Origin of the sequence: Nonomuraea sp. NPDC049750 (genome assembly GCF_040659625.1) — a bacterium.
In the GTDB taxonomy this organism is placed as follows: domain Bacteria; phylum Actinomycetota; class Actinomycetes; order Streptosporangiales; family Streptosporangiaceae; genus Nonomuraea.
On record NZ_JBFANB010000001.1, the window covers coordinates 53,389 to 66,766 of the forward strand.

The 13,378-nt window shown below is 67.5% G+C and carries 13 protein-coding genes; 6 read left to right on the top strand and 7 right to left on the bottom strand.

Annotated features, from left to right (window positions below; translation table 11 throughout):
* Window positions 1–254: 254 nt before the first annotated feature.
* Both AB0J16_RS00240 and AB0J16_RS00245 read right to left on the bottom strand, forming a co-directional pair.
* Window positions 255–443, bottom strand: a complete 189-nt coding sequence (locus AB0J16_RS00240; protein ID WP_358532631.1) for a DUF397 domain-containing protein — start codon at window positions 441–443, stop codon at window positions 255–257.
* The gene (locus AB0J16_RS00245; protein ID WP_358534792.1) at window positions 424–726 is read right to left on the bottom strand and encodes a Scr1 family TA system antitoxin-like transcriptional regulator; all 303 of its coding nucleotides are present in this window, start codon (window positions 724–726) and stop codon (window positions 424–426) included. Before AB0J16_RS00245 ends, AB0J16_RS00240 begins: the two co-directional genes overlap by 20 nt.
* Here AB0J16_RS00245 and AB0J16_RS00250 point away from each other — a divergent pair.
* Window positions 712–1,104 (top strand): hypothetical protein, encoded by a 393-nt coding sequence (locus tag AB0J16_RS00250; RefSeq protein WP_358532634.1) that lies wholly within the window; start codon window positions 712–714, stop codon window positions 1,102–1,104. The two genes, AB0J16_RS00245 and AB0J16_RS00250, sit on opposite strands and share 15 nt — an antisense overlap.
* 230 nt (window positions 1,105–1,334) lie before the next feature.
* On the opposite strand, the gene AB0J16_RS00255 is transcribed toward AB0J16_RS00250, so the two are convergent.
* Window positions 1,335–2,033, bottom strand: coding sequence for a hypothetical protein (locus AB0J16_RS00255; RefSeq protein ID WP_358532637.1), 699 nt, complete (start codon window positions 2,031–2,033; stop codon window positions 1,335–1,337).
* 224 nt (window positions 2,034–2,257) lie between these two features.
* Here AB0J16_RS00255 and AB0J16_RS00260 point away from each other — a divergent pair, with 224 nt between their 5' ends.
* On the top strand, window positions 2,258–2,959 hold the full coding sequence (locus AB0J16_RS00260) for a hypothetical protein (RefSeq protein ID WP_358532639.1): 702 nt from the start codon (window positions 2,258–2,260) through the stop codon (window positions 2,957–2,959).
* Between the two features lie 254 nt (window positions 2,960–3,213).
* Entirely contained in the window at window positions 3,214–3,954 is a 741-nt protein-coding gene (locus AB0J16_RS00265) for a hypothetical protein (protein ID WP_358532642.1), read from the top strand.
* Between the two features lie 535 nt (window positions 3,955–4,489).
* Here AB0J16_RS00265 and AB0J16_RS00270 read toward each other — a convergent pair.
* Genes AB0J16_RS00270 through AB0J16_RS00285 form a run of 4 tightly spaced genes read right to left on the bottom strand, consistent with a single transcriptional unit; the run spans window position 4,490 to window position 9,133 of the window.
* Complete coding sequence (locus tag AB0J16_RS00270; RefSeq protein ID WP_358532645.1) at window positions 4,490–6,322, bottom strand: sugar-binding domain-containing protein; 1,833 nt, start codon at window positions 6,320–6,322, stop codon at window positions 4,490–4,492.
* Window positions 6,323–6,357: 35 nt separating this feature from the next.
* A complete protein-coding gene (locus tag AB0J16_RS00275) occupies window positions 6,358–7,197 on the bottom strand; it encodes a carbohydrate ABC transporter permease (RefSeq protein ID WP_358532648.1) in 840 nt (279 codons plus the stop codon).
* On the bottom strand, window positions 7,194–8,123 hold the full coding sequence (locus AB0J16_RS00280; protein ID WP_358532651.1) for a sugar ABC transporter permease: 930 nt from the start codon (window positions 8,121–8,123) through the stop codon (window positions 7,194–7,196). Before AB0J16_RS00280 ends, AB0J16_RS00275 begins: the two co-directional genes overlap by 4 nt.
* The gene (locus AB0J16_RS00285) at window positions 8,120–9,133 is read right to left on the bottom strand and encodes a LacI family DNA-binding transcriptional regulator (protein ID WP_358532653.1); all 1,014 of its coding nucleotides are present in this window, start codon (window positions 9,131–9,133) and stop codon (window positions 8,120–8,122) included. The genes AB0J16_RS00280 and AB0J16_RS00285 overlap by 4 nt, the downstream gene beginning before the upstream one ends.
* A 118-nt stretch (window positions 9,134–9,251) precedes the next feature.
* Between AB0J16_RS00285 and AB0J16_RS00290 the strand changes: the two genes are divergently transcribed.
* The 3 genes from AB0J16_RS00290 to AB0J16_RS00300 all read left to right on the top strand — a co-directional run bounded on the left by AB0J16_RS00290 (window position 9,252) and on the right by AB0J16_RS00300 (window position 13,325).
* A complete protein-coding gene (locus AB0J16_RS00290; protein ID WP_358532656.1) occupies window positions 9,252–10,730 on the top strand; it encodes an extracellular solute-binding protein in 1,479 nt (492 codons plus the stop codon).
* A gap of 18 nt (window positions 10,731–10,748) precedes the next feature.
* A complete protein-coding gene (locus AB0J16_RS00295; protein ID WP_358532658.1) occupies window positions 10,749–12,191 on the top strand; it encodes a sulfatase-like hydrolase/transferase in 1,443 nt (480 codons plus the stop codon).
* A gap of 288 nt (window positions 12,192–12,479) precedes the next feature.
* Window positions 12,480–13,325 (top strand): peptidoglycan-binding protein, encoded by an 846-nt coding sequence (locus AB0J16_RS00300; protein WP_358532661.1) that lies wholly within the window; start codon window positions 12,480–12,482, stop codon window positions 13,323–13,325.
* The last annotated feature ends 53 nt before the right edge of the window (window positions 13,326–13,378 follow it).

Consider the following 13,378-nt stretch of genomic DNA (forward strand, 5'->3'; position numbering starts at 1 on the left):
GACCGAATTTGACTGCTTTGCCGCAACTATTGACCAGACTGATCGACCTGACAAGATCGGATCATCATATTGATCGGATTCGGTCAGTGGGGTATGTAAATCGGTCAGTACAAGAACCGGAAGCCCGCTTCACCGGCTGGGGAAGCAAGGTACGCGTGACTCCCCCGCCCGCCAGTCGGGTCTACCTCCCGAAAAGGCGCAGCGACGACTGACGCCGATCTGGTGAGCGAGACAGGGACGCCGCCACGGACACGTCAGAAGTTGAATTCACCCTTCTTGACGCCATCAATGAACGCCGCCCAGACCGAAGGTGGGAAGACGTAGGGGGCCTTCTCCGGATGCTCGGAGTCGCGCAAGCCCACTCGGCCGTCGCCCAAGGGAGCCACTTCGATGCAGTCGCCCGCCTCCCCGGAGCGAGTCGCCTTACGCCACGCTGCGCTCACTGTCAGCGGTGATCTGGCTCAGCGTGATCGACTCCAGGTAAGCCATGTCCGGCGCCCCCGGCCCACTGGCGAGAACGAAAGCGCCTTGCAGACCGGTGGTCAACCAGGAGTTACGCGGGAGCACACGGACGTTGATGCGAGGAGATTCGTCCAGTGCGGCCAGGTGCGCCATCTGCTCAGCCATTACCGCCTCGCTGCCGATAGGCCGACTAAGAACCACTTCGTCCGCTACTACCCATACCGTAGGCCCGTCGTCCCGCTGAAGGACATGCTGGCGTTCCAGACGTGCCGCAACATTCCGCTCGACCTCATCGGGGGTGGTGGCGGGCTTGTCTGTCTACTCTCGGAGTCCGCCATGCCCGAACCCATCACCCCCGCTGTGGCCGCTCATGCCGCCACCCATCTCACCAATCTGCAGGAACGGCTGCAGAACCTCGGCTTGCATGCACGCCTGCTGACCCGGGACGAACAGCTACCGCGCCTGCGTGTGATCAACCCCGAAGCCACCACCCTGTCCGAGGTGATCTCGGCCGCGCCGAAGGAAGGCCAATGGCTGTTTTGGTGGTCATGGGCCGAACCAATCGTCGAGGTCGCCGATCTGGCCACAGCGGCCGATCACATCTGCCGCGTACTGGCCGTAGCACGGCGAGGCGCCGCCTGATCTCGATCAACGCTGAACCACTGGACAACGCCCACCGGCCGCCCCGGCACCCGGTACACGGCCAGGTCGCGCCCTTCCGGACAGTGGTCGCCGTCCCGGTTGCATCCCCGAGCTGCGGGGACGGCAGGGTCGCTGCCCTGGCGATCGAAGGGACGAGACGGCGTGAAACTGGTTACCACTTGCCCGTCCACCGTATGGATGAATCGGCCATGTGCGCTGCGATCACACCCCTAGCCACTGAGGCAGAGATAGCTGGACATGACCCACCCTTCGCGTTTGGCGTCGCCTTCGACATGTCCGAAGCGCCAATATGTGGTGCGCTTGCTGACGACGAACCTTTCACCGACGCGCAGGTGTCCGAGCAGCTGGCCACCACGCACCTGGCCGGGCTGGCTGAGGATCAATCGGTCCCGGGGTGAGCACTGGCGGTACACGGGCTGCCCCTCGACGGGCCAGGTCTGTCCGACGGCATCGCCTCCGAGAGGCCACAGGCACACCACCGCGCCTGCCGCGAGCACCACCAGGAGGGCTGTGGCAGCGAAGATCTTCGTCCGCGTCGACCAGGACGAGGGCGTGGCCAACCCTCGATGAGAACGCTCCGCCGCAGGCGCATCCTCCGCTGGACGGCTTTCGGAGGTGCCCGCCGAGAGCCGGGCAGCGTGGGCGTCACGTGCGTCCGTCCATAGTCCGTGCCATTCCTGGCTATCGGTGATCTTAAAGTAGTCCAGAATGAGGGCGATTTTGTCCCATTCTGGGACTGTCTTACGGTCTTTCAGCCACCCTCGGACAGTGCTGGCCTTGAGGCGTAGTTCTGGCGAGTTTTGCTCGCTATACGTTTGAAGCTTAGGAAGCGTCCCCTTTCCCTTAGAGTCTATGAGGCGCGATAAATGATCATAGAAGGCGTTGATCGGATCCGGGTTGGACAGCATGGGCGGCAGTCTGCCAAAACTGGCGCAACATGGCGACCTGGACAAACAGCCCCATTGGCGCGCGAATCGCGCGGACTCGGCGCGATTCGCCGGGCATTTCGGATTTCGCCTTGCGAGCGCGACGGCCGGCTGCCAAAGTTTCCACGGTCGCCCGGCAGTGGCGACATTTCCGGAACACGCACGCCACCTCCGTCATTTTCCGATAATTCACCATTCGGGGAAGAATGTCGCGTTTGGTGGAGGCTGCGAAGAACAAGGAGGGGATGTTCGTGAAGGTCTCCGCACACCTGCGAACCGCCATGCTCGCCGCCCTATCGGTGCTCCTGGCCGGAGGACTGACGGCCAGCGCCGCGCCTGCGGCGCTCGCCGGAACGGCCTCCGGCCCTGCCCCCGAGCCGGAGCGGGACAAACTGCTGATGTTCTACGACACCAAGGCGCCCTGCACCATCATGACCAACTACGGCCAGCCGGCTGTAGCCTGGCAGACCACGGCGGGCACACATCTGGTGTGGCGCTACAACATCGACGCCACCTGGGCGATGATCTCCCAGCCATCGCGCAAGGACTCCCCCGGTTTCCCATGGTGGGGCGTCACCCAGCGATCCTGCCTCGGCAACTCGATCAAGCAGAAGGACTACCCCACCGGCATCCCTGTCCCAAGTTCGATCCAGATGGGACGCTCCCAGCAGGAGGACGGATGGCGCCCGGTGCAGTGGAACGTCCCGGCCAGCCCCATCGTCCGGCGAGGCGTCAAGGTGACGCGCAACGCCACCCTGCGCGACCCCGCCCATTTCGTGCTCGGCAACGTACCGGCCACCTGGCAGGTGGACCTGACGGCTACCCCGTCACCCACTGACTGGTGGGTCAAGGTGTACGTGCCGGCCCTGAACCGCTGGGGCTACATCGAGCGGGTCGCCCTTTCCTAGCCAACCCAGCAGCCGCCTCGACCGGAACCCGGGCTGTTGGCCTTTCCAATGGGCCGCGTTCCGGTCGATGCACCCTGCGTCCTTCGCGATCGGGGCCCGCGTCGGCGGCCGATCCACATGACCGCCGCGCGTCCCGCAGCTCACCACTCCTCGGCGAATTGAGGCTCTCCCGGCCGACGGCATACGCCCGACTGACGGAACTCCGGGCCTGCCATTGATCGACTCTCATCTCTGGCACTCGTAAAGGAAATGATATGAGCCACATCGACATCCGTACCTGCAGTCGAACACTCATCGCAATATCTGGCGTCCTGGCAATGTCACTCCTATCGGCGCCCGTAGCGCTGGCAGGGACCGCCTTCACGACCAAGGACGGCGCCATTCCCAGCCCTAACGAGGGCAAGGATGAGCTAGGCGCCGGCGCCCGCATAACAAACCGCCCATTCGGCTACTACCTCGGCCGGATAATGTCCCAGTCCGCATTCATCCAAGTAGGCCCCAGCCAGCTGAACCACGCCTACGGTCGGCTCCAGGGGGCCGGAGTCAACATGTGTGGATGGATCCACCTGAGCGCCCGTGGCGCCCGTACCGGAACTCGACCGAACAGCTGCTCCACCAGCACAGCCAACAGCATGTGGCAACGCACGAACATCGGTACGAAATTCAGCAAGCCAGCCGGCACCAAAAGGCACAGCGGAGTCCCCACCAAAGTGGCGGCCGGCAAGGGTAAAGACTGCAGACTCTACTACAATTACTTCACCGGAACGAACTTTACTCGTGGCACCTTTCGCGACCCCGCGCATCCCACCGAGCAGATTGGCAAAAGGTCAGGCCAGATCAATTACCGTTTTCAGACCCTGGACGGCAAAGCCCTAGTCGTCCTGGACGAAGACTACGGCTGGGGATTCATCAGACCAGAGTGTGTGACGATGCTCGACGCCACAACCAACCAGCCGATCCCGACCTTCAACGACCCTGACCACAAGAACCGATAACACTCCCCGATCGGTCCAGTGGGCGCGTAGCGCTCAGCCTGTTCTCACCTGCCCCGGTCGACTCGCTTGCGACGGCCGCGGGCAGGTAGGGGTCACGCACGACGGTTACACAGGTTGAATTCGCAGGGTCCGGTCATGGGTTTCTGCCTTCGCCGCAACCACCGTGGACGTCATCACCACCGGGTGGATCAGCTGGCCGGCAGAGTCCACTTTCCACCTGTGCAGGCGGGCGGGCCGAAGGTGAAACGCCGTCCACTGGCCGTGTCGGCCACGATCACGCCTTCGGCTCCTGCATGGAGGCAGGCTCCGGACACGACCGCAATCCGCGTCGATTCTCCGGGGGGAACCTGTCGGCCGTCGGCCCCGTCGCCAAGCCATTTCACCGACACGGTCTCCCTCGTGTGGTTCTCGAGCTCCACCCATCGGCTGGTGCGTGGCTGGCAGGCGGTGAGGGCGACGGAGCGCTGGTTCGGAAAGCCGTTTGCACGGCTCCGATGCCTTCCGCACTTCGTGCGCGACGGTCATTAACGGCATGTCACGCCTGCTCGATGGCGGCCGGACGTAGCTGAGCCGTGCGGATCCGTGAGACGTCCAGCTTGCTCGTACGGTCGAAGCGATAGATGCCGTTCTGTTCCTGGAAGACGTCGGTCAGCTGGGTGTAGCAGTAGCCGAACATCCGGGGGTCGTCCAGCAGGACGCCGACCAGCCCGGCGAACCGCTGCTGGAGCTCTTCCTCGCTCGCGGGGCGTTCGCCGTATCCCCAGGAGTGCTCCTCGGGACGTACGTCCGGGTTCCACCAGATGCCCCCGAACTCACTGCAGAAGTACGGCTGGCCCTGGTACGGCACCGACCATGCCGTGCCGTCGGGATCGGCGTTGACGTACGGCGTCCCGTCGGCCAGGCCCGCCATCAGCTTGCCGAACGCCTCCGGATCCTGCTCGTAGCAGTGCGAGTCGTAGACGTCGGCGCCCGGGACCCGGTGCGCGTAGCCGGACGCGTCGACCACCGGGCGGGTGCGGTCGGCCGCCTTCGTGGCCAGGTACATCCCCTGGGTGACGTCGTCGAGCACGGTGATCTGGTCGGTCAGCCGCTGCCGGGTCTCGTTGAGCGGGCACCAGCCGACGATGGACGGGTGGGAGTAGTCGCGATCGACGGCCTCCAGCCACTGGGTCACGAACGACGCGGTCGGTCGCTGGTTGTCTCCCGAAGGCCCGCCGGTGTTGGCTCCCCAGTCTCCGAACTCGCCCCAGACCAGGAAGCCCGCCCGGTCCGCGTGGTAGAGATAACGCTCCTCGAACACCTTCTGGTGCAATCGGGCGCCATTGAACCCGGCGGCCATGGCCAGCTCGATGTCGCGGCGCAGCGCCTCGTCCGTCGGCGCGGTCATCAGGCCGTCCGGGTAGTAGCCCTGGTCGAGCACGAGCCGCTGGAAGCGGACCGCACCGTTGAGCAGGACGGCGTGCCCGTCGATGGCGACCGAGCGGAGGCCGGCGTAGCTCGTGGCGGTGTCCACCACGGCGTCGTCGCCGTCGAGCAGGTCGATGCGCAGGTCGTACAGGTGCGGATCCTCGGGAGACCACAGCCGGACCCGATCGTCGGGCAGCGGCAGCCACAGTTCGGGGGCCAGGTCGAGGTCGGCGCGCGCCTGCGCCTGCGCGAGGTCTCCAGTCTGGTCCGACACCGTCACCTGGACCCGGTGCCCGGGGCGGTTGGCCGACACCGGCACGGTGATCCGGAACGCGGACGCGGCGACGTTCGGCGTGATCCGCGGTCGGCCGAGGTGCGCGTCGGGCACGGGCTCGCACCACACCGTCTGCCAGATACCGGTGGTGCGTCCGTAGCACGCGCCGGCGCCCTCGAAAGTGACCGCCTGCTTGCCGCGCGCCTGCGGGCCGGTGCGGGGGTCCCGGGCGCGCACGACCACGGTGTACGTGTGCGCCGGGTCGGCCGCGGTGGTCAAATCACAGCTGAACGGGGTGAACCCGCCCCGGTGCCGGCCGGCTTCGACGCCGTCCACCCACACCGTGGCGTCGTGGTCCACCGCCTGGAAGTGCAGCAGCACCCGCTGCCCGGCCCAACCTTCCGGCACCCGGACGGTACGGCGGTACCAGACGGCCGGATGGAAGTCCGGGTCGCCGATGCCGGACAGCAGTGCCTCCGGGCAGAACGGCACCACGATCTCACCGGCCAGGTCCCGGTCGACCAGGCCACGCTCAAGCCCGGAGTCGCCGGCGTCCCGCTCGAACTGCCAGGCTCCGTTCAGGCACTGCCATTCGGTACGGACGAACTGCGGACGTGGGTATTCAGGGCGCGGGTACTCGGGTCTCGGGTACTCGGGTCTCGGGTACTCAGGGCGTGGAATGCTCACAGTGCTCGCTTTCTCGGTGGAAATATCGGGAAATTTCAGGACTTGACGGCGCCGGCGATGCCCTCGACGAAGTAGCGCTGCAAGGCGATGAACAGCGCGACGACCGGCAGCAGCGAGATGGTCGCCGCCGCGGCCATGCCCGACCAGTCGGTGGTGTTCTCACCGACGAAGGCGAGCATGCCGACGCTGACGGTGCGCAGGTCGGGCCGGGAGAAGGTGAAGACCAGCGGCAGGAAGAACGCGTTCCAGGTGGACAGGAAGGTCAGCACGGTGACCGTGGCCGTCACGGGCTTGGCCAGCGGCAGCATGATGCGGAAGAAGACGGTCGCGAACCCGGCGCCGTCGAGGAGCGCGCTCTCGGTCAGCTCCTTGGGTATGCCGCGGAAGTACCCGACGTAGAGCAGGATCGCCGCCACGTGCGCGGCGCCCGACATCGCGAGGACCATGCCGGTCAGCGAGTTCAGCATGCCGAGCCGCTGGGCGAGGTCGACCAGCGGGATGATGGTGTATCCGGCCGGGACGAACAGGGTGGCGATCAGGACGCCCATCACGATCCGGCGCCCGCGGAAGTCGTGGCGGGCGATGGCGTAGCCGGCCATGGCGCACCTGACGACCACGACCACCACCGTGCACACCGTAACGATCACGGTGTTGAGCAGGTATTTCCCGAAGTCCGCGCTGACCCACGCGCGCTCGTAGTTGTCCCATGCCGGATCGCCGCCGGGCAGCAGGTCGAGCCCCTTGGTGAAGACCTCGGCCGAGGTCTTCAGTGACGCGGAGACCATCCACAGGAACGGGTAGGTCCAGATCAGGCAGCCGATGGCGAGCGCGGCGGCGGCCAGCCACCAGGGCAGTCGGCGCAACGTACGACTCATGCGGCGCTCCTGGTCCGGCGGGTGGCGCGCATGGCGAGCAGCTGGAACAACCCGACAAGGCAGACGAACAGCCCGAACAGCACGGCGGCCGCGGAGGCGTAGCCGAGCCGGGGGATCGTCGCGGCGAAGGCCCAGCGGTAGATGTACACCTCGATCACCTCGGTCGAGTAGAACGGGCCGCCCCCGGTCATGGTCAGGACGAGGTCGAAGACCTGTAACGACGCCTCGATCGACAGCAGGGTGATGATGACCAGGAAGGGCTTGAGCAGGGGCACGGTGATGTGCCGCAAGGTAGCCAGCGCGCCGGCGCCGTCGAGGCGCGCCGCCTCGTACACCTCGTTCGGTACGGTCTGCAACGCCGCCAGCCAGTAGACCAGGGTGATCCCGAACCACTTCCACACGTACACGGCGATCGTCGTGCCCAGCGCCGAGGAGGACTGCCCGAGGAAGTCGATGCCGTCCGGCGCCAGGCCGGCCTCGCGCAACGCGAGGTTCACCGGGCCGCTGGCCGGGTCGAAGACGAACTGCATGACCACGCCGACGATCGCCGTGGTGGTGATCACCGGCAGGAACAGGGCGGTACGGAACAGCTTGCGCAGCGGCATGCGGGGCGAGTTGAGCACGATCGCGAGCAGCAGGGTCGCCAACACCTGGACCGGCACCGCGAAGACCATGAACGTCAGCGTCAGCCGGAACGAACTCCAGAACATCGGGTCGGCCAGGACCTCGCGGTAGTTGGCCACGCCGATGAACGACGGGCTCGCGTCGAACCCGTTCCAGTCGGTGAAGGAGTAGATGTAGCTGCCGGCGATCGGGTAGACGGTGAACGCGCCGTACAGCAGCACGGTCGGCGTCAGGAACAGCCAGATGTACAGGGTGTTGCGGCCGCGGCGCGGGCGCGCCGCGGCAGGGATCGCTACCGTCATCCGCCCGCTCCGGCGACGCCCGTGGTGCTCTGGTCGACCATCAGCCGCCACGGCGCCTCAAGCTGGACGGCCGGGCTCTTGTCACCCTCGATGCGCGCCAGCAGGCGGGTCACGGCGAGGTCGGCGATCCGCTCCTTGTCGGGCGCGACGGTGGTCAGCGGCGGAGTGGCGAACCGGCCCTCGTCGATGGCGTCGAACCCGACGACGGCGACGTCCTCCGGCACCCGTAGCCCTCGGGCCAGCACCGCTCGCATCGCGCCGAGCGCGAGCAGGTCGTTGAAGCAGAACACCGCGTCCGGCGGCTCGGCCAGATCGAGCAGGCGATCCATCGCCTGGCGGCCGTCCTGGCGCTGGTAGCGGCGTACGGGTACCGCCAGCTCGGGCCGCAGGGGCAGCCCTGCCTCCTCCAGCGCCTGCCGATAGCCGGCGGAGCGGTGCGCGGAGGTGTTGCCGTGCGGTTTCTCCACCACGCCGATGGCGGCGATTCTGGTCCGGCCCAGCGAGGCCAGGTGCGCGGTGGCGGCGCGGGCGGCGGCGGTGTCGTCGATGGCGACGTGGTCCACGCCCTCCACGCTCACCTCACCCAGCGTCACCGCCGGGCACTTGCCCGCCCAGTCGCGCAGTTCGTCCTTGGTCAGGCCGAGCGGGCTGAAGATGAACCCGTCGAACAGGGCCGACCGGTCTCGCCGCATGACGATCTGCCGCTCGCGTTCGGCCACGCCTTCGGTGCGGTCGATGAGCACCGTGTAGCCGCGTTCCTCGGCGCGGTCCACCACGTGGGCGGCCAGTTCGGTGAAGTACGGCACGTCCAGCGGCAGGACGAGGGCCAGCAGGTTGGACCGCCCCCGGTTGAGGCTGCGCGCCGCGAGGTTGGGCCGGTAGTCGAGTTCGTCCAGGGCCTGTTGCACCTGGGCGCGGGTCTCCTCGGACACGTAGGCGAAGTTGTTCACGACGTTGGAGACGGTCCGAACCGAGACTCCCGCCCGCCGCGCCACGTCACGTTGTGTCACCACAGTCGTTCATCCTCCTAGTTGCTAAGAAGAGTCTTGCCACGCGGCATGCCGCGTGGCAAGAATGAATTTGCCACGCGGCAACATTCTTCACCCCGCGAGGTGGAAGGCAGGACCGATGAGCGGGATGACTCGGCGGGGATTCCTCGCCGCGGCGGGCACTCTGGCCGCCGCGACGGCGACCGGCGCGTGCGGCGCGGGCGGTGGTGGCGGCGCCGGTGCCAGCGGCGACTCGCTGACCTGGTGGGACCACCAGAACCAGCTCCAGAAGGCCAAGGCGGAGATCTTCGCCAAGTTCGCCAAGAGCCCCGGCGGCGTTCCCGTCCAGTACACCTACTACAACCCGGGGAAGATGGGCCAGGCGCTGCAGCTGGCCAAACAGAGCGGCCAGCTGCCGGACATCCGCACCAACGCCGGCCTCAACGTTCCCGCGGCGGCGCTCGTCGCCGGCGGGTGGGCGCAGCCGCTGGACCTCAGCGACGCGGCGAAGGCCCGGGTCGAGGACTCGCTCATCGAGGGCCTGCACGTCTTCGACGGCAAGATCTACGCCTTTCCCATCTTCAGCCACCAGACCTACTCCGCGGTGACCTGGTTCAACACGGAGCTGGTCGCGCGCGCCGGGCTGGACCCGGACGCGCCGCCGAGGACGTACGACGAGTTCCGGGCCGCGGCCCGCGCGGTGCAGAGCAAGGGCGGCGGCCAGTCGTACGGCTGGGTGTGGAACATCGGCATGCCGGACCGGCTCGGCGACCAGGTCCACGACCTGGCGCAGGCGGCCGGGTTCGCCGGAGGCGCCGGAACGCTCGGGAGCGCCGGAACGCGGTACAAGACCGGCGAGTACGCCTACCACGCCGACGAATACCTCGACGTGATCGAGTTCCTGGTCTCGCTGCGGCAGGACAAAGTGCTGGTGCCGGGGGCGAACTCCTGGCTCGACGACGTGGCGCGGGCCCGTTGGACCGCCGGGATCGCGGCGTACTACTTCGACGGCCCCTGGTGCCCCGGCGTGGCGCTGAAGGACACGCCCGGCTTCGGGGACAAGCTCGGCGTGGGGCCGATTCTGGTGCCTGACGCGGGCACCGCCGTGGCGACGTACCATATCCCGCAACCGGGAGACTACTGGCTGTCACCGACGAGCAAGCACGCCGCAGCGGCGAACAAGCTGTTGAGCGACCACTTCGCCGCCGAGGAGTACTCACGCACGGTCGCCGGGACCATGTCGCAGCCCCCGCGCGACATCTCCGTCGTCGAGCAGTCCCAGGCGCATCCCGCGTACAAGAAGCTGATCGGCTGGTTCAAGGAGAGCGTCTTCCTCGCCCCCGAACCGATCGCCGGCAACAAGGACCTCCAGCGGGTGCAAGTCGAGCTCAAGCGGGTGACCCCGGGCCTCGGGGACATCGTCCAGGGTGCGCTGACCGGCGATGTCACCGACGTCCGCGCGGCGTTGACCAAGCTGTCCAGCGACAGCGCCAAGCAGCGGGACCTGGCCATCGCGGCGGCCAAGAGCAAGGGCGCGCAGGTCAGTTTGGACGACTACGCCTTCCCCAACTGGAAGCCGCGGGCGGACTACCTCAAGCCGATGTACGCGAAGCGCTAGCCGGAGGACCCACAACCCGTGAACCGACCTAACATCGTGCTGATCATGACCGATCAGCAGCGGGCCGCCTGGACGGCCGCGAGCGGCTTCCCGCTGGACACCATGCCCTTCCTCGACGGGCTGATGAGCACCGGCGCCCAGTTCCGCCGGGCCTACACCACGTCGCCGGCGTGCGTGCCCGCCCGGGTCAGCCTGCTCACCGCGCGGTATCCGTCCGCGCACCGGGTCCGGCAGAACAGCGCCGCGCAGCACGTGCTGCGCGGCGCCGATCTGGTGGACGTGCTGCGTGCGGCCGGCTACGCGCTGCATATGGCGGGCAAAACGCATTTCTACCGCGAGCCCGCCGACTTCGACACCTTCGCCGCGCCGTACGGGCATAATCGCGGACCGGCGGGGACGCCTGAGCAGGCACGGTTCGAGCAGTGGCTCGGCGCGCTCGACCACTCGGTGAGCCATGAGCCGACGCCGTTTCCGCTGGAGTGCCAGTTTCCGTATCGGATCGTCGACGACGCGATCAGCGCGATCGACCGGACGCCCGCCGACCGGCCGTTCTTCACCTGGCTGTCGTTCCCCGAGCCGCACAACCCGTACCAGGTGCCGGAGCCGTACTTCAGCCTGTTCGCGCCGGAGGAGATGCCCGAGCGGATGGTCGGGCCCGAGGGCGCCGAGCGCAAGGGCGGCACGTACACCTGGCTGCGCGAGCTGATCGAGGAGAAGCGGCCCGGCTACGACGCGGAGTGGCGGCGATACCGCGCCAACTACTGCGGGATGCTCCGCCTCATCGACGACCAACTACGCCGGTTCTTCGCGTACCTGGGCGATCGGGAAACGCTGGTGTTCTTCGTCGCCGACCACGGCGACTACACCGGCGACTACGGCCTGCAGCGCAAGGGCGCGGGCATGGCCGAGTGCCTGATGCGCATCCCGTTCGCTGTGGCCGGGCCGGACGTGCGGCCGATGGTCAATCGCGCCGACTTCGTCTCGCTCGCCGATCTGTTCCCGACGATCTGCGACGCTCTCGACGTCGAGATCCCGCCCGGTGTCCAGGGCCGCAGCCTGTGGCCCATGCTCACCGGGGAGCCGTATCCGGCCGAAGAGTTCGCCAGCGGGTACGGCGAACGCGGGTTCGGTGGGCTGTCCTATGACGTCGGCGAGCGCCCTCCGCTGCATTTCCCGTACGAGGGTCGCACCTTCGACGAGCTCAACACCGTCACCCAGTCCGGCACGACGGTGATGCTCCGGCGCGGGCAGTGGAAGCTGCTGCTGGACGAGCGCGGCACCGGCGAGCTGTACGATCTGGACACCGACCCCGCGGAGCTGGACAACCGGTACGACGATCCCGCGCTCGCCGCCATCCGGGCCGACCTCACCACCGATCTCGTCCGCTGGATGATCCGCGTCCGGGACGACCTGCCAGAGGCGGCTTACACTCTCAAACGCGCACCGCACAACTGGCACTAGCGCCCCACCTCCCACTCGCTGCGCGCCGTCGGCCACTGCGTGTAACCGCCGCCGATGCTGCCGCACCCGCGTAGCGGGCCGTTCTGCCGCCAGCCCTTGGCCGACGTCATGATGCTCGTCGTGCCTGGTCAGGCCCTGTCAGCGCCACCGGAAGGCCTGTCAGATGGCGTATGGCCAGGGCTGTCAGATCGCATGCGGACAGGCTGACAACACCGATCTCCTTGTGGACACGTTGGGTAACCGGCGAGATTGATCCCGCCGCCCAGCAACCCCACCCCAGGAGTAACGATGAAGTTGGCCTCATGCGCCGCTGCCCTCTTGTCGGCCGCCTTGCTCACATCACTGGCCGAAGGGTCCGTGATGTCGGCGGCCGAGGCGGCCGGCATGAGGGCCCTTCCGAGCGTGAACATGGAAGCCACCGTCAAGGCGGCCCTGATCGACCCGAGGCGACCTGACAGCACGCAGACCCCGGGCGCCAAGGCCAGTGTGCTCCTCGTTGAGCAGGCGCTGCGCGACCGGAGCCTGCTCGACGCGAAATGGGTGGACGGTTACTTCGGCTCCACGACGGTCACCGCCTATGCGAAGTACCAGAAGTCGCTCGGCCTCACCGGTCTGGACGCCAACGGCCTGCCGGGCAAGGGGTCGCTCGCCAAGCTCGGAGCCGGCCGCTTCACCGTCACCGCCACCGTCGACCCGGGCGCCCGGGTGTCCTACGGCGCCGCCGTCGTCAACACCCGTACCCGGAACATGCTGGCCGAGGCGAAGCGCCTGCTCGGCCGCGATCTCGCGCTGGACCAGGGTTCGTACAACCCCGGCGGCGACCCGACCTCCGTTGGCACCCACGACGGCGGCGGCGTCATCGACGTCTCCGTAAAGGGGATGACCGCCGCCACCCGCACCGCGGTCTGCCGCGCGTTGCGCCGGGTCGGCTTCGCGGCCTGGGTGCGCAGCCCCCAGCAGGGCGACTGGCCGTGGCACATCCACGCCGCCGCCATCAACGACACCAGCCTCTCCAGCCAGGCCCAGCACCAGATCGGTGACTACTACCTGGGCCAGAACGGGCTCGCCAACCGCGGGCCGGACGACGGTCCCAAGGTGACCATCCGCACCTGGGAGGAGTACCAGCGCCGCTGAGTCCTCCGAAACCAAGCTCCGCTGATCATCCGAGACCTAGAAGCACCGCAGAC

Excerpts from the sequence above, each read along its gene's own strand:
- AB0J16_RS00250 (WP_358532634.1), top strand. The coding sequence starts at position 712 with ATGCTGGCGTTCCAGACGTGCCGCAACATTCCGCTCGACCTCATCGGG.
- AB0J16_RS00255 (WP_358532637.1), bottom strand. The coding sequence starts at position 2,033 with ATGCTGTCCAACCCGGATCCGATCAACGCCTTCTATGATCATTTATCG.
- AB0J16_RS00260 (WP_358532639.1), top strand. The coding sequence starts at position 2,258 with ATGTCGCGTTTGGTGGAGGCTGCGAAGAACAAGGAGGGGATGTTCGTG.
- AB0J16_RS00265 (WP_358532642.1), top strand. The coding sequence starts at position 3,214 with ATGAGCCACATCGACATCCGTACCTGCAGTCGAACACTCATCGCAATA.
- AB0J16_RS00275 (WP_358532648.1), bottom strand. The coding sequence starts at position 7,197 with ATGAGTCGTACGTTGCGCCGACTGCCCTGGTGGCTGGCCGCCGCCGCG.
- AB0J16_RS00280 (WP_358532651.1), bottom strand. The coding sequence starts at position 8,123 with ATGACGGTAGCGATCCCTGCCGCGGCGCGCCCGCGCCGCGGCCGCAAC.
- AB0J16_RS00290 (WP_358532656.1), top strand. The coding sequence starts at position 9,252 with ATGAGCGGGATGACTCGGCGGGGATTCCTCGCCGCGGCGGGCACTCTG.
- AB0J16_RS00300 (WP_358532661.1), top strand. The coding sequence starts at position 12,480 with ATGAAGTTGGCCTCATGCGCCGCTGCCCTCTTGTCGGCCGCCTTGCTC.